The following is a 14,603-nucleotide window of genomic DNA, read 5'->3' as shown; positions in this document are numbered from 1 at the left end:
AGAGGGTTGGGGTGAGGGGGCGATCTTGCGGTGGCGCAGGTCTGAGCGGGCTTCGATGAAACCCTGCCGCGAGCACCCGCCCCTCACCTCAGTCCTCTCCCCAGAGGGGAGAGGAAGACAAGCGTCAGCCAGAAATCGCCAGGCGCTCCGACTGATACAGCCGCGCCGTCACCAGCACGCCCAGCACGGCGGCCGCCAGACTGCCCAGCAGGCACAGCCCCAGTTGTTGCGCATCGACGCCATCGCCGCGCAGCAGCTGCATGATGCCCAGGTGCTGGCCGAGCAGCGGCACGGCGTACATCCAGGCCTGCGCCTTGATCGGCATGGTGGAGAGCAGGATGCTTGGGATCACCGGCACGAACATCAGCAGCGACACATAGGTCTGCGCCTCGCGATAGCTCTTGGCGAAGGCGGCGACCAAGGACTGCAGCGCGGCCAGCAGCACGATCAGCGGCAGCATCAGCAGCAGCACGCGGCTGGCGAAGTTCAGGCCGAGGTCCAGCTCCATGCCCAGCTTCTCGGTGGGCAGGAAACGCCCCACCACGGCGAAAGCCGCCAGCGAGATGAGCAGGCTCGCCGCCGAAAACACGCAGATCGCCGCCAGCTTGCCGGCAAGGATCTTCCAGCGTGGCACGGGATTGGCGAACAGCGGTTCGAGCGACTGACGCTCACGCTCGCCGGCGGTGAGGTCGATCGCCAGATACATGCCGCCCATGAACACGGTGAGCACGAAGAAGTACGGCAGGATGGAGAACATCAGCGCCGCGCGCGCCTGAGCCGTGGCCTGGTCGCGCTTGGCGGCGATCACCGGCCAGGCCGTGCCGGGCGACAGGCCGCGCGCTACAAGCCGCATCGCACCCTGCTGGCGCGCATAGGTTTCCACCAACTGGCTCACGCGCGCGACCGCCGTGTTCGCATCGCGCTGCGAGGAGTCGTAGATCAACTCCACCTGCACCGGCTCGCCCTTGCGCCATGCGTTGCCGTAGTCCGGCGAGATGCGCAGCACCACGTCGGCATCTTGCTTGCGCACGGCCAGCTCCGGGTTGGCGATGGGCGGCTTTGGCACGATGCCGTCCACCTTCAGCGCGGCGATGAGGTTGGGCGCATAGTCCGCGCCGATGACCGGCACCGACAGTGGTTTTTCCGCCTTGTCGAACTCGCGGTTGAGCGTGATGTTGAGCAGCATCACCAGGATGATGGGGCCGAGCAGCGGTCCGGTGAGAAACGCACTGGTGAGCGTGCGGCGGTCGCGCAGGTTTTCCCTCACTTCCTTGAGGAAGACGGTGAGGAAGGCGCGCGTGCGACCGATCGACAGCGTGGTAGGCATGTTCATGCGGCGAGTCCCTCTTCGCTGCCGATGATCTTCACGAAGGCGTCTTCCAGGTTCGCCTCGCCGGTCTGCGCACGCAACGCCTCGGGCGATTCGTCCGCCACGACGCGGCCATTGGCGATCACGACGATGCGATCACACAACGCGGCCACCTCCTGCATGATGTGGCTGGAGAACAGCACACAGCGGCCCTCCGCCTTCAGCCGTTGCATGAACTGGCGCAGCGCGCGCGTGGCCATCACGTCGAGACCGTTGGTGGGTTCGTCGAGGATGACGTTGCGCGGATCGTGGATCAGTGCGCGCGCGATCGCCGTCTTCACGCGCTGGCCTTGCGAGAAGCCTTCCGTGCGGCGATCACCGATGTCTTCCATCTCCAGCGCCTGCACCAATGCCTCGCGGCGCGTGATCAGCAGATCCTCCGGCAAGCCGTGCAGTCGCGCGAAGTAGTCGATGTTCTCGCGTGCGGTGAGTCGCTTGTAGAGGCCGCGCGCATCGGGCAGCACGCCGAGCTGGCGACGAACCGCCAGCGCATCCTGCGCGGCGTCGATACCGTCGACCAGCACCTGGCCGCGGTCCGGCTTCATCAGCGTGTAGAGCATGCGCAGCGTGGTGGTCTTGCCGGCGCCGTTGGGGCCGAGCAGGCCGGTGATCTCGCCGTCGCGCGCCTTGAAGCTCACGCCGTCCACCGCCTTCACCGTGCCGAACGCCTTGTGCAAATCCTTCACTTCGATCATGGCGTGGCTCCGTTGAAGTCGATGAACATCGGCGTGGCGCGCAGGCGCTCCAGGCACTTCACATCCAGCGCCGCGGGCTTCTGCTCTTCGATGAAGTGCTTGATGACCTGCGGTGCGCAGCCTGCGTTCATCACGTTGTGCCCCTGGCCGTTGAGCACGAGATGGCGTGAGTTCGTCAGGTTCTTGGCCACCTGCTCGCCATAGCGCGGCGGCGTCACCGGGTCGAACTCACCCGAGAGCAGCAGCACCGGCTTGTCGGTCTTCAGCGGCTGGTGGAAATCATCCGGGCGCGTGCCCTTGGGCCACACCGAGCAGACGTTCTGCAGCGTGTCGATCATGCGCGTGCCGAGGATGGTGTGCGCATCCTGCGGGCGCGGCGTGAGCAGTTCGGCGTCTTCGCTGCAGATCACCGAGAGCTGCATGCCGCCGTTCATGGTGTCGGACAGGTCACCCGACAGCAGCTTGGCCTGGCCGAGCAGCGGACCGACATCGCCGTGCGCGGCCGCATCGATGGACAGCGGCAACAGCGCCGCCGTGAGCGGCGTATAGGCGAACATGCGCACCACACTGGCAAGCGACGCCTCGCTCAGCACGCGCTGCACACTCTGGTAGTTCTGCGGATCGCGAAAGCTCACCACGTGCGGATTGGCACGCAAGGCATCGCGCAGCTGGTACAGCGTCTGGTACGGATCGTTGAAGCGCTTGCGGCAGGCCTCGTCCGTTTCGCAGCGCGCGAACTGCGCCTTCAGCGCGGCGTCGAGGTTCTGCGCGAAGTCTTCGCCCAGCACCAGCTCGTTTGGCACCACACCATCGAGCACCAGGCTGCGCACGGCCTGGGGATAACGCATGGTGTACTGCTGCGCCATGCGCGTGCCGTAGGACACGCCCACGAGATCGAAGGTCGGCGCACCGAGCGCCCTGCGCACGTCTTCGAGATCCTGCGCGGCGACGGTGGTGGTGTAGTAGCGCGGATCGGCCTTGTCCGCGAGCAGCTTGAGGCAGCGCTGGGTTTCTTCGCGTTCCTTCTCGGGTCGCTCATCGAGCGCGTCGGCACCACCTTCGGGGCCCGCGCTTTCGTCCTTGCAGGTAAGGGGATGGGAACCGCCGGTGCCACGCTGGTCGAGCAACACCACATGGCGATGCGCGGTGAGCGGCTGCAACGCGGTAGACACGCCCGGCCACGATTCCGTCGCCGCCTGGCCGGGGCCGCCGGCAAGCATCACGAGCATGTCCTTGCTGGCCACCTGTGCGCTGCTGCGGATCACCGCGAGCTTGAGCTTGATCTTGCGGCTCTGCGGATCGTCGCGGTTCTCTGGCACCTCGAACGGTGCGCACCACGCGGCGGTGGAAAGCCCGCTGTTGGGTTGACCCAGCTCGCACGGCGTGAGCGTGACCGAGCCCAGTCGCCAGGTCTGCGGTTTGGCGGGCTGGGCCGCCGATGCCGGTGCGGTGACGGCGGTTTCATCCGCATCCGTCGTTTTCGCCATGCGCGCGCGGAAGTGGTTCCATCCCAACGCGGCAAGGCCAACGGCCACGATGCCTATGCGCAGGGCAGTTCGCCCTTGGATTGCCATGTCTGCTTACCCCTCGGTCCATTCGGGTTGCACGGTAACGGGCCCTTCGCCGCTCATGGCGCGGGCTCGAAGATCGATTCGATGGAAAGCCCGAACAGCCGGGCGATCTTGAACGCCAGTGGCAGGCTCGGGTCGTACTTGCCGGTCTCGATCGCGTTCACGGTCTGCCGCGACACGTCCAGCCGTTCGGCCAGGTCGGCCTGCGACCAGCCATGTTCGCTGCGAAGCTCGCGCACGCGATTGTTCATTCCGCGCGGCCGCGCCAGACCAGCACGCAATGCGTCATGCCATACGTGATGCTCAGCGCGGGGTAGATCAGCAGCAGCGCCAGCGATGCATCGACGACGATGAGCTTCGCCGCCGCCAGGAAACCCAGCACCATGCTGGCCACGCTGACGATCGCAACGCCGATGGCAAGCGCTTCCAAATGCTGGCGCCGCTCCAGTTCGTCATGGCCCAGCACATAGCGGATGGAGGCGACGATCAGCCAGGCGATCGGCACCACGGGCAGCAGCGCCGCCGCCACCTTCAGCAGGCCGGGTTCCATGGTCTTCTGCATCGGCCACACATAGAGCATGACCACCATGTAGACGAGCATGGCGGGCATGAATTGACGGGCGTAACGATGCTCGACGGTGCGGCTGCGCTCCCGGCGCGCGGCTCGCCCCACGTGGACCGAGAGGGGAATACCCGCGGCGAGCAGGGCCAGGCCCAGTACCCGCGCGGCGCCGCTTAGCGTGATGAGCCAGAAACCAGCGGCCAGCAACGCACCGGTGGTCGCCATGGCCAGCCAGCGTCCCCATGCCGGCCAGGCATGCATTGGCGGCAGCCATCGCGTGTCCGTTGTTCCCATGCCGTCTCCCCCGGTTGGCCTAGGCCGGCCGCCATGACTGTCAAGTTGCCTTGACAGCGAGGCTACGGTCGCCCGATGCCAATGTCAAGCAAGCTTGACACGTGGCGTGGTGTATCGGCACGTCAACGGAAAAACTTGAGGCCTTTTGACATCAGACGGCTCCGAAAATGTGACCCAATTTGCACATTGGGCCCCTTTTGGCACGCCGGAAGTGACCTATTACGGCTCACTTAAATGTCACTTCTCCTTAACAATCAGGTCTCACTTTCGGCCAGGTGGCCGTTTCTGTGACCGGGATCACATTGGCACGGCGGTTGCTTTAGGGCGGTTAGCGGCCCGGTCATTACCCGCAGAGGTAGGAACCTGCGGTCGCAAAGCGCAATCGGGGGGCGATGTCCCAAGTTGTCCGGAAGCGCCTGACTCGTTTTTGTTTCAACTACTTACGCTCAACCAAAGGACATCGTATGAAGAAGATTCTGGTTTCCGCCGCTCTGGCCGCGATCCTCGGCACGGCCGCGTTCTCGGCCGCTGCGGTCGACGGCACCATCACGTTCAACGGCAAGGTCAACAGCAACACCTGCACCATCAACGCCGGCACGGGCGCCTCGTTCGCCGTCACCCTGCCGACCGTTGGCGCCAGCGCCCTTGGCACCACCGCCGGCACGGTCGCCGGCACCACCCCGTTCAACATCGCGCTGAGCGCCTGCTCGGCTACCGGCGTGGTGAAGGCCTACTTCGAACCGGGCTCGACCATCAACGCCAACGGCCGCCTGAGCAACACCGCGACCACCGGCGCCGCCACGGGCGTGGACCTGCAGGTGCTGAACAACTTGCAGACCGCGATCAACCTCAACACCCAGGCCAATACCACGACGGCCACGATCGCCTCGAACGCCGCCACGCTGAACTACTACGTGCAGTACTACAACACCGCCGCCGCTTCCGTCGGTGCCGGTACCGTGACCAGCACGGTGAACTACACCATCCAGTACCAGTAAGTCGTACTGCCATCCCGTGGCCGGCCAACGGCCACGGGATCTTCACCCCTCAGTTCGGATCCCAACGATGAACCGCTTCTTCCGCGCCGTAGGTACGGGGCTGCTGGCTTATTGCCTCGCTCTGACCAGCGCCCACGCCAACGTGATCATTGCAGGCACCCGAGTGGTCTTTCCGGCCAGCGAGGGCGAAGTCACGTTGCGTCTGTCGAACGAGAACACCTCGCCCGCGCTGATCGAAGCATGGATCGACGCCGGCGACGAGCACTCCACGCCTGACAAGGTGAACACGCCGTTCCTGATCACGCCGCCGCTGTTCCGCATGGAGGCGCACAAGGATCAGAGCCTGCGCATCATTTTCTCCGCCGGCAAGCAGCCGCTGCCGACGGATCGCGAGTCGTTGTTCTGGCTCAACGTCCTGGAAATTCCGCCCAAGCCCAATGGCCAGGAATTCGCGGGCAAGAACTATCTGCAACTGGCCATCCGCTCGCGCCTCAAGCTGTTCTACCGCCCCGCCGGCCTCGCTGGCGACGCGAACAAGGCCGGCGCCGAACTCAGCTTCAAGGCGACGGCCGCGGACAAGGGCTATGCGCTCGTCGTGCATAACCCGACGCCGTACTACGTCACCATCAGCGAGCTCACGCTGGACAGCAACGGGCAGTCGCTCAAGGTCGATGGCGACATGGTGGCGCCGATGTCCGACCTGCGCCTCACCGTGCCCGGCCTGACGCATGCGCCGGCCGCGGGCAGCACCGTGCAGTTCGATTGCATCAACGATTACGGTGCGCCGTCGCCGTTCAAGAGCACGCTCACGCCGTGACGGTGGCGCGCGCCACCGCGAATGGATTCGCGCAGCCGATGACGAACCGGCGCGCGCTTCTGTGCGTGGTGATCGCCGCGGCGCTGGCGCATTGGGCCCCGGTCGCCGGCGCGGCGGCCGCCAGCGGCGCGGCCCCATCCGTCGGCGCCGATGCATCGGCCAGCAGCAGCTACGCCGACTTTGACCGCAACCTGCTTTCGGGCGCGGGACAGAACACCACCAACGACCTGTCGCGCTTCGAGCACGGCAACCCGGTCATGCCGGGCAATTACAACGCCGACGTATTCCTCAACGGCACCTGGACCGCGCGCACCGACCTGCGTTTCGTCGCGCCCTCGCCCGACGCCAATGCCGTGCCCTGCATTACGCCGGAGCTGTTTCGGCAGATGGGCCTGCGCGCGCCCGCGCAGTCGGCCGAAGCCTCGGAGAAGCTGAAGAACCCGTCCGCCTGCGTGGGCATTGGCGAGCTGATTCCAGGCGCCACCGCCAGCTTCGACATGACCGAGCTGCGCCTGGACATCAGCGTGCCGCAGGCTTATCTGGGACGCGCGCCGCGCGGCTACGTGAGCCCGGAATACTGGGACGAAGGCGTGGCGGCGGGCATTCTCAACTACAACTTCAACAGCTATCACAGCAGCGCCCTGGGCCTGAGCCAGTCTTCGTCGTACCTGGGCCTCAACGCGGGCGTGAATGTCGGCGCCTGGCACTTCCGCCACGACTCCACGTTGAGCTGGCAGTCGGGCACGTCGAAGACCCCGGCGCGCCGTCGCTGGCAGAACATCGACACCTACGTGCAGCGCGACGTGCCCTCGCTGCGCGCGCAGCTGACGATCGGCGACAGCTTCACCGACGGCTCCGTGTACGACAGCTACGGCCTGCGCGGCGTGCGGCTGGGCACGGACGATCGCATGCTGCCGGATTCGGTGCGCGGCTACGCCCCGGTGATCCGCGGCACGGCGGATACCAATGCACTGGTGACCATCCGACAGAACGGCCTGCAGATCTACCAGACCACGGTGGCGCCGGGCCCGTTCACCATCAACGATCTCTACCCGACCGGCTACGGCGGCAACCTCGATGTCACCGTGACCGAGGCCGACGGTCGCGTGCGCAGCTTCAGCGTGCCCTATGCCTCGGTGCCGCAGTTGCTGCGTCCGGGCACGCTGCGCTTCGACGTCGCCGCGGGCCAGATGCGCAACCTCGCGCTCGAGCACCATCCGAACGTGCTGCAAGGCACCCTGCAGTACGGTTTCAGCAACCTGGTCACCGGCTATGCCGGCATGCAGGGCGCGCAGGATTACGCCTCCGTGCTGCTCGGCGCCGCGATCAATACCCGCTATGGCGCCTTCGCCGCCGACGTCACGCATGCGCGCACCGAGATTCCCGGCTACGACTCGCAGTCGGGCCAGAGCGTGCGGTTGAGCTACAGCAAGATCCTGCCGCAGTCGGGCACGTCGCTGTCGGTGGCGGCGTATCGCTATTCGACCAGCGGCTTCCTCAGCCTGAGCGACGCCGCCATCGTGCGCGACTATGCGCTGCGCGGGCTGGACGCGTTCAAGGACTACACCCCGTCTGACGCGACGCTGATCAATGGCGTCGCGCTGCAGACGCTGCTCACGCCGGCACAGCAGGCCGCGCTGGCCGGCACCACCTACAACCCGTTGCTGCATGTCACCGGCCTCGATCGCCAGCGCAACCGCTTCAGCCTGACCCTGAACCAGCAGCTGGGCGAGCGCGGCGGGCAGCTGTACGCCAACGGTTCCATCAGCGACTACTGGAACCGCAACGGCTCGGACACGCAGTTCCAGGTGGGTTACAGCAACACGATCAAGAGCGTGGGCTTCAGCCTCTCGGCCACGCGCACGCGCGATCCGTTCGGTCGCTACGACAACGAATACAACCTCACGCTCGATATCCCACTGGGTTCGGGCAGGCATTCGCCGTCGTTGAACCTGATGTTCAACCACACGGCGACCGGCGGTAACCAGGAGCAGGCGATGCTCAACGGTTCGGCCGGCAGCAACAACGAGTTCAACTACAGCGCCACGGCATCGCACGGCGAAACCGGCGGCACCGCGGGCAGCGTGAGCGGGAGCTATCGCAGCCCGTTCGCCGTGTTCAACGCCAGCGCCGGTGGCGGCAGCGGTTATTCGCAGCAATCGGCAGGCGTGAGCGGCGGCATCGTCGTTCACTCGGGCGGCGTGACCTTCGGACAGCCGCTGGGCGATACCGTCGGCCTGGTGTACGCGCCGGGCGCGGCTGGCGCGCACGTCGTCAACGCGGTGGGCGCACGCGTCGACGCCTCCGGTTACGCGATCGTGCCGTACCTCACGCCATACCAGCTCAACTCGGTCGCGATCGACCCGAAGGGTCTGCCGCTCGACGTGCAAATGGACGCCACCAGCACGCAGGTGGCTCCGCATGCGGGCTCGGTGGTGCTGCTGAAGTTCAAGACGCAGAGCGGTCGCACGGTGGTGCTTCACCTCCATCAGGCCAATGGCGATGCGCTGCCATTCGGTGCGGAACTGGTCGACGACAAGGGCACAGCGCTCGGCCTGGTTGGCCAGGGCGGCCAGGCGCTGGTTCGCGGCATGGCGGATGCCGGTGAACTGACCGCGCGCTGGCAGGACGATGGCGGCGCGAGCCAGACCTGTTCCTTCACCTACCAGCTGGGCGCGAAGACCAAGGGCAAGATCACGAAGTACGAAACCATCGATGCGGTGTGCGCCGTGCCGATCACGATGGCGCAGATCGCGAGGAATCATCCGTGAAACACCGTTTCGGAATGACAGGCGTCGCGCGGCGATTGGCGTTGCTCGCGCTGGTGTTGTTGTGCGCCACGTGGGCGCCCGGTGCATGGGCTGCCGTGAAATGCACATCGACGAATGCCGTGCTTGATCTGCCTGACGCAACGATTTCCGCGAACACCGCGGTAGGTGCACCGCTGGGCCCCCCGGTGCAGGCGACGATCACCGTCACCTGCACCGGCCTACCCTATGACAGCAGCACCTTCGGGCAGACGGTTACCGTCCAGGCCGGCAATCTTGCCGCGCGCGACACGGCAAACGATCCGCCCGCCGGCGGCGGCATCATGTTCAAGACCAGCAGGGCCGGCGTGTCGCTGAAGGTGACCGCCAGCCCGATCCAGGCATCCGACAACTCGTGCCTGCGCTGCGGCCCCGGCCAGACGCCGGGCTGGGAGCCTGCGACCATCACGTATCCCGCGAACAGCACGTCGTTCACCATCACGGGCCAGTTGATCAAGACCGGCAACATCAGCGCGGGCACGGTGAATGCCATCTCCACGTTGATGCAGTTCTACTACTACATCTACGGCATCACCGCGAGTTCATCGGCGATCTCGACGCTCTCGACCAACTCGGCCGTACTTTCGAATGCGAGCTGCGCGCTCAACGGCGGCGACGACAACACCTTTGCGGTGACGTTGCCGACGATTTCGGCGACCGCCCTGGGCGGTGTAGGCCAGGTGGCAGGACTGACGCCCTTCAACATCAGCTATCAATGTTCGTCGGGCGCGAAGCTCACCATGACGATGGCTTCCACCACGGCATGGAGTACGAGCCAGGGCGTGATTTCATCCAGCGCTTCATGCAGCGGAACCACGCCTGCCGGCAATGTCGGTGTGCAGGTGCTGCAATCATCGATGTCGCCGATGCCGCTGACCAGCACCGGCCAATCGCTGGGCAACTCGCCCAACGGTACGCTGACCATTCCCTACTACGCGCAGTACTACCAGACCGGTTCCACCGTGACGCCCGGGCCGGTATGTGCCACCGCGACGTTCACCATGACCTACAAGTGACGGAGGCGGAGTTGCCGCACGGTCACTCGTAGGTACGCGTCACCAGATGGGCCTCGCCCGCGTCGGCATAGGTCGCGAAATACATCAGCAGGCGATCGTGCGCCTGCGTGGCGTCCTCAAGTGACACCGTGGACTGCCGATAAACCGAAGAGCGCGATGCAACGCTCGCCAGTGGCGCGCCGCATCCGCCTCGCAAAGCATTGGGCGCTGCTTCCGATACCGCCATCGCACCGCACGTGGGTGCCGCGATCGCACCGACAAAGGTGATCGTGCCGCCCTGCGCATGCGCCACCGGCACGCCCAGCGCCAAGGCGACTACGCATCCGATCCAGGTCCAGCGAATCCAGCCCTTCATAAATGCCCCTTCCCGTACTGCCTTCGGAAAGAGGCGGTACTGATGGGATCTATCGGCGTGGGTTTCCGGGGCTTGATATCGGAAACCCGGGCAGGTGTTCACAGCGTGAACTGCGTCACGCTTTTGGCGGGTGTCGGGAAAACGACCCGGGGAAGGCTGGTTGGGGAAGCGGCGAGGGGCATCGCCGCGGCTGACTCGTTAGCGGCCGGCCTCAGTCGAACTTGAGCACTTTGTTCAACAAGGGTTTAGGAAGCGCTCCTGCCAATCAACGTGAGGAGATGTACTTCTCACGGCGAATCTGCGCCACCGGCAGGCCGGATTCCTTCAGGGCGGCAAAAGCCGCGTCGACCATGTTGGGGTTGCCGCACAGGTAGGCGATGTCACGCTCGGCCGTAGGGGCGAGCTCGGCCAGCACCGTCTGCACGTGGCCCGGGCGATCATTCGGCCGCGGCACGTCGCGCGGCTGGCGGCTCAGGCAGCCGTAGAACGAAAAGCCGGGATTGGCCTTCGCGAAGGCCTCGAATTCCTCGCCGTAGAGCAGCTCGGTCTCGTTGCGGGCGCCATACAACAACACGACCTCGCGGCCCCGCTTCACCAGCTCGGCGATCTGCGGGAGCATCGCGCGGTAGGGCGTGACGCCCGTGCCGGTGGCCAGCAGCAGGTAGCGGCCATTGGTGTCGCCGGCCTGCAGGCAGAAGCGCCCGTAGGGGCCGCTGGCGTCGATCACGCCGCCGATCGGCAACTCGCCCAGCAGCCTGGTGGCGGCACCGCCTTCCACGTAGCTCACCGCGATCTCGATGCGCTGCACCGGCGACGAGCCATCGCCCACCGTGCCTACCGAGTAGCTGCGCTTGGTGGCCACGCCGTCTTCATAGTGAAAGTGGATCTGCAGGAATTGCCCGGGCACAAACGCCAACGGCTGCCCGTCTGCGCGCTCGAAAGCCATATGGCGCACGGTGGGCGCCAGCATGGTGCTGTCGACGAGACGGAGCTGGAAATGGTCTGCCATGAATATCCCGGGGGAAACAAAGTGATCGCGACGCCGCGCCGGACGGCCCGGGCAAGCCCCGTATAATAAAAGGCTAGCCCCTTCGGTGCAGCTCATGTCCTCTCCTGCCACACCCGCGCTGGTCGTCGATAACCTGCGCAAGACCTACAGCAACGGCGTCGAAGCCCTCAAAGGCATCAGTCTCACGGTCCAGCCCGGCGATTTCTTCGCCCTGCTCGGCCCCAACGGCGCCGGCAAATCCACCCTGATCGGCATCCTGTCCTCGCTGGTGAACGCCAGCGGCGGCGACGCCGAAGTGTTCGGCGTATCGGTGAACAAGCAGCGCGGCAAGGCCATGCAGCTGATCGGCCTGGTGCCCCAGGAAATCAACTTCAACCAGTTCGAAAAGCCCTTCGACATCTGCGTGAACGAGGCCGGCTTCTATGGCATTCCCCGCAAGATCGCCATCGAGCGCGCCGAGAAGTACCTCAAGGAGCTGCGCCTGTGGGACAAGGCGCATCACCAGGCACGCATGCTCTCCGGCGGCATGAAGCGTCGCCTCATGATCGCCCGCGCGATGATGAACGAGCCCAAGCTGCTCATCCTCGACGAACCCACCGCGGGCGTGGACATCGAGATCCGCCGCTCGATGTGGCAGTTCGTCAGCGGCATCAACGCCGCCGGCACCACGGTGATCCTCACCACGCATTACCTCGAGGAGGCCGAGCAACTCTGCCGCAACATCGCCATCATTGACCACGGCACCATCGTGGAGAACACCTCGATGAAGCGCCTGCTGGCCTCACTGGACGTGGAAACCTTCGTGCTGGACATCAACCATGTGCCGGCCGAACTGCCCGCCATTCCCGGCATCACGCTGCGCCGCCTCGACGAGCACACGCTGGAAGCGGAAATGTCCCGCTCGCATGATCTCAACTCGCTGTTCGCCGCGTTGTCCAGCCAGGGCATGACGGTGACCTCGATGCGCAACAAGACCAACCGTCTGGAAGAACTGTTCGTGCGACTGGTCGAGAACGGCCGAACCACGAAGGACACCGTGGAGAAAATCGCATGAACGGCGCCGCCAATCTTGTCGCGCTCAACACCATCGTCCGCCGCGAGATCTCGCGCATCATGCGCATCTGGACGCAGACGCTGATCCCGCCCGCGATCACCATGACGCTGTACTTCGTGATCTTCGGCAAGCTGATCGGCAGCCGCATCGGCCAGATGCACGGCTTCACCTACATGCAGTACATCGTGCCGGGCCTGGTGATGATGAGCATCATCACCAACAGCTACGGCAACATCTCCAGCTCGTTCTTCGGTGCCAAGTTCAGCCGCGCCGTGGAAGAGATGCTGGTGTCGCCCATGCCCAACTGGGTGATCCTGCTCGGCTACGTCACCGGTGCCGTCGCGCGTGGCCTGGTGGTGGGTGCATTGGTGCTGCTGATCGCGCTGTTCTTCACCGATCTGCACGTCGCGCATCCGATCATCACCTTCCTGTCGGTGCTGCTGGGCGCGACGGTGTTTTCGCTGGCGGGCTTCGTCAACGCGGTGTTCGCCAAGAAGTTCGACGACATCGCCCTCGTGCCCACCTTCGTGCTCACCCCCCTCACCTACCTCGGCGGCGTGTTCTATTCGGTGGACCTGCTGGGCGAACCGTGGCGCAGCATCTCCATGGTCAACCCCATCCTGTACATGGTGAACGCATTCCGCTTCGGCGTGCTGGGCGTCAGCGACGTGCAGATCGGCGTGGCGTTCGCGGTGATGCTGGTGTTCGTCATCGGCTTGAGCGCCGTGGCGCTGCATCTACTCAAGCGCGGCGTGGGGCTGCGTTCGTAAAGGCATGACCTCGTAGGAGCGCACCCAGTGCGCGACCGCAGAGTTGCCATGCACCGCTTTGCCTGGCTTTCGCGCACTGGGTGCGCTCCTACAGTAAGAACAAAGATCCATCCATGCGCGTCAACAAATACATCAGCGAAGCCGGCCTCTGCTCCCGTCGCGAAGCGGACGAACTGCTGCTCGCCGGCCGCGTCACCATCAACGGCGAAGTCGTCACCACCGGCGCCAAGGCGTTGGAGGGCGATGAGGTGCGCGTGGACGGCGAGATCGTCAAGGCGCGCATCCTCGCCGCGACGCCGTCGGCCAAGCGCGGCGTCTACATCGCGCTGAACAAGCCGGTGGGTGTGACCTGCACCACCGACCAGACGGTGAAGGACAACATCGTCGACTTCGTCGATCACAAGGAACGTATTTTTCCGATCGGCCGGTTGGACAAGGATTCGGAAGGCCTGATCCTGCTGACCAGCAACGGCGACATCGTCAACGAGATCCTTCGCACCGAGAACAATCACGAGAAGGAATACCTGGTGGCGGTGAACAAGCCCGTCACCGATGAATTCCTCAAGGGCATGGCGCGTGGCGTGCGCATTCATGGCCAGATGACCAAGCCCTGCAAGGTGCGCAAGGTCGCCAAGTTCGGCTTTGCGATCATCCTCACGCAAGGCCTGAATCGCCAGATCCGCCTGATGTCGGCCGAGTTCGGCTATCGCGTGACGCAGCTGCGGCGCGTGCGCATCATCAATGTGAAGCTGGGACATTTGAAGCCGGGGCAGTGGCGGAATCTGACCGAGGCGGAGTTGAAGGGGTTGTTGCCGAATCGGACGCAATGGTGATGATGGATGTGGTGATTGGCTGCGCCGCCGCTTGATGCCGTTGCTGGTTACCGGCTCCCTCTTTTCATAGCTGACGCCTCTTCTTTTGTAGGAGCGCACCCAGTGCGCGACAGCCTTTCGCGGCGGACTGCATGTTCGTCAATTTGATGAATGCAGAGCGTTCGCTATCAGCCGATATCGCGACTTGGCTCGCCTGCGACCGAAGGGAGTCCCTGTGGGGTGGCGGTCCTCCTGCCGAAGGCCGGGTCACTCTCTCTTGCTTGCCCAAGAGAAAGTAACCACCGTAAAGGTGGCAATGCCAAAGAGAACGGCACCCCTTATGGCACTGTGTGAGCTACCCCCAAGCCAGCCGTGAGGGGCGGCCGGGCTTTTCGACCGAGCTCCTGCCCGGACGAAAAGTGCCTGCCATCCCTGTCGGGCACCCCTACGGGGCCTGATCGTCCGCCCCTCACC

14 protein-coding genes are annotated in these 14,603 nt (G+C 65.0%); 7 read left to right on the top strand and 7 right to left on the bottom strand.

What is annotated here, in order from left to right:
• Positions 1 to 124: 124 nt before the first annotated feature.
• Genes CA260_RS01595 through CA260_RS01575 form a run of 5 tightly spaced genes read right to left on the bottom strand, consistent with a single transcriptional unit; the run spans position 125 to position 4,491 of the window.
• The gene (locus CA260_RS01595; RefSeq protein ID WP_172461694.1) at positions 125 to 1,333 is read right to left on the bottom strand and encodes an ABC transporter permease; all 1,209 of its coding nucleotides are present in this window, start codon (positions 1,331 to 1,333) and stop codon (positions 125 to 127) included.
• Positions 1,330 to 2,064: an ATP-binding cassette domain-containing protein gene (locus CA260_RS01590; protein WP_111980714.1), complete on the bottom strand. Its 735-nt coding sequence runs from the start codon at positions 2,062 to 2,064 to the stop codon at positions 1,330 to 1,332. The genes CA260_RS01595 and CA260_RS01590 overlap by 4 nt, the downstream gene beginning before the upstream one ends.
• Positions 2,061 to 3,638, bottom strand: coding sequence for an alpha/beta hydrolase (locus CA260_RS01585; RefSeq protein WP_111980713.1), 1,578 nt, complete (start codon positions 3,636 to 3,638; stop codon positions 2,061 to 2,063). Before CA260_RS01585 ends, CA260_RS01590 begins: the two co-directional genes overlap by 4 nt.
• A gap of 53 nt (positions 3,639 to 3,691) precedes the next feature.
• A complete protein-coding gene (locus CA260_RS01580; protein ID WP_172461693.1) occupies positions 3,692 to 3,886 on the bottom strand; it encodes a helix-turn-helix transcriptional regulator in 195 nt (64 codons plus the stop codon).
• Positions 3,883 to 4,491, bottom strand: coding sequence for a hypothetical protein (locus CA260_RS01575; RefSeq protein ID WP_146745268.1), 609 nt, complete (start codon positions 4,489 to 4,491; stop codon positions 3,883 to 3,885). The genes CA260_RS01580 and CA260_RS01575 overlap by 4 nt, the downstream gene beginning before the upstream one ends.
• A gap of 464 nt (positions 4,492 to 4,955) precedes the next feature.
• Between CA260_RS01575 and CA260_RS01570 the strand changes: the two genes are divergently transcribed.
• The 4 genes from CA260_RS01570 (at position 4,956) to CA260_RS01555 (ending at position 10,129) form a co-directional block, all read left to right on the top strand.
• Positions 4,956 to 5,489, top strand: a complete 534-nt coding sequence (locus tag CA260_RS01570) for a fimbrial protein (protein WP_111980711.1) — start codon at positions 4,956 to 4,958, stop codon at positions 5,487 to 5,489.
• A 67-nt stretch (positions 5,490 to 5,556) separates the two neighbouring features.
• On the top strand, positions 5,557 to 6,306 hold the full coding sequence (locus CA260_RS01565) for a fimbrial biogenesis chaperone (RefSeq protein ID WP_111980710.1): 750 nt from the start codon (positions 5,557 to 5,559) through the stop codon (positions 6,304 to 6,306).
• 38 nt (positions 6,307 to 6,344) lie between these two features.
• Positions 6,345 to 9,077: a fimbria/pilus outer membrane usher protein gene (locus CA260_RS01560; protein ID WP_111982954.1), complete on the top strand. Its 2,733-nt coding sequence runs from the start codon at positions 6,345 to 6,347 to the stop codon at positions 9,075 to 9,077.
• Positions 9,074 to 10,129 carry a fimbrial protein gene (locus tag CA260_RS01555; RefSeq protein ID WP_146745267.1) on the top strand — a complete coding sequence of 352 codons (1,056 nt, stop codon included), beginning with the start codon at positions 9,074 to 9,076 and terminating at the stop codon, positions 10,127 to 10,129. Before CA260_RS01560 ends, CA260_RS01555 begins: the two co-directional genes overlap by 4 nt.
• Positions 10,130 to 10,151: 22 nt before the next feature.
• Here the strand turns inward: CA260_RS01555 and CA260_RS01550 are convergent, their stop codons facing one another.
• Positions 10,152 to 10,484, bottom strand: a complete 333-nt coding sequence (locus CA260_RS01550) for a hypothetical protein (RefSeq protein WP_111980708.1) — start codon at positions 10,482 to 10,484, stop codon at positions 10,152 to 10,154.
• 265 nt (positions 10,485 to 10,749) lie between these two features.
• The gene (locus tag CA260_RS01545) at positions 10,750 to 11,493 is read right to left on the bottom strand and encodes an FAD-binding oxidoreductase (RefSeq protein WP_111980707.1); all 744 of its coding nucleotides are present in this window, start codon (positions 11,491 to 11,493) and stop codon (positions 10,750 to 10,752) included.
• A 94-nt stretch (positions 11,494 to 11,587) separates the two neighbouring features.
• Here CA260_RS01545 and CA260_RS01540 point away from each other — a divergent pair, with 94 nt between their 5' ends.
• From CA260_RS01540 to rluF, 3 genes are all read left to right on the top strand, one after another.
• On the top strand, positions 11,588 to 12,547 hold the full coding sequence (locus CA260_RS01540) for an ABC transporter ATP-binding protein (protein WP_111982953.1): 960 nt from the start codon (positions 11,588 to 11,590) through the stop codon (positions 12,545 to 12,547).
• On the top strand, positions 12,544 to 13,317 hold the full coding sequence (locus CA260_RS01535) for an ABC transporter permease (protein WP_111980706.1): 774 nt from the start codon (positions 12,544 to 12,546) through the stop codon (positions 13,315 to 13,317). Before CA260_RS01540 ends, CA260_RS01535 begins: the two co-directional genes overlap by 4 nt.
• Before the next feature lie 113 nt (positions 13,318 to 13,430).
• Entirely contained in the window at positions 13,431 to 14,150 is a 720-nt protein-coding gene (gene rluF / locus CA260_RS01530) for a 23S rRNA pseudouridine(2604) synthase RluF (protein ID WP_111980705.1), read from the top strand.
• The last annotated feature ends 453 nt before the right edge of the window (positions 14,151 to 14,603 follow it).

This window comes from Dyella jiangningensis, assembly GCF_003264855.1.
GTDB classification, from domain to species: Bacteria; Pseudomonadota; Gammaproteobacteria; order Xanthomonadales; family Rhodanobacteraceae; genus Dyella; species Dyella jiangningensis_C.
Note: the sequence above shows the minus strand (reverse complement) of the source record. Positions and strands in the feature narration are given on the sequence as shown.

Coding starts and splice junctions, on each gene's coding strand:
- CA260_RS01565 (WP_111980710.1), top strand. CDS start 5,557: ATGAACCGCTTCTTCCGCGCCGTAGGTACGGGGCTGCTGGCTTATTGC.
- CA260_RS01590 (WP_111980714.1), bottom strand. CDS start 2,064: ATGATCGAAGTGAAGGATTTGCACAAGGCGTTCGGCACGGTGAAGGCG.
- rluF (WP_111980705.1), top strand. CDS start 13,431: ATGCGCGTCAACAAATACATCAGCGAAGCCGGCCTCTGCTCCCGTCGC.
- CA260_RS01580 (WP_172461693.1), bottom strand. CDS start 3,886: ATGAACAATCGCGTGCGCGAGCTTCGCAGCGAACATGGCTGGTCGCAG.
- CA260_RS01545 (WP_111980707.1), bottom strand. CDS start 11,493: ATGGCAGACCATTTCCAGCTCCGTCTCGTCGACAGCACCATGCTGGCG.
- CA260_RS01560 (WP_111982954.1), top strand. CDS start 6,345: ATGACGAACCGGCGCGCGCTTCTGTGCGTGGTGATCGCCGCGGCGCTG.
- CA260_RS01575 (WP_146745268.1), bottom strand. CDS start 4,491: ATGGGAACAACGGACACGCGATGGCTGCCGCCAATGCATGCCTGGCCG.
- CA260_RS01585 (WP_111980713.1), bottom strand. CDS start 3,638: ATGGCAATCCAAGGGCGAACTGCCCTGCGCATAGGCATCGTGGCCGTT.
- CA260_RS01550 (WP_111980708.1), bottom strand. CDS start 10,484: ATGAAGGGCTGGATTCGCTGGACCTGGATCGGATGCGTAGTCGCCTTG.
- CA260_RS01535 (WP_111980706.1), top strand. CDS start 12,544: ATGAACGGCGCCGCCAATCTTGTCGCGCTCAACACCATCGTCCGCCGC.
- CA260_RS01540 (WP_111982953.1), top strand. CDS start 11,588: ATGTCCTCTCCTGCCACACCCGCGCTGGTCGTCGATAACCTGCGCAAG.
- CA260_RS01570 (WP_111980711.1), top strand. CDS start 4,956: ATGAAGAAGATTCTGGTTTCCGCCGCTCTGGCCGCGATCCTCGGCACG.
- CA260_RS01595 (WP_172461694.1), bottom strand. CDS start 1,333: ATGAACATGCCTACCACGCTGTCGATCGGTCGCACGCGCGCCTTCCTC.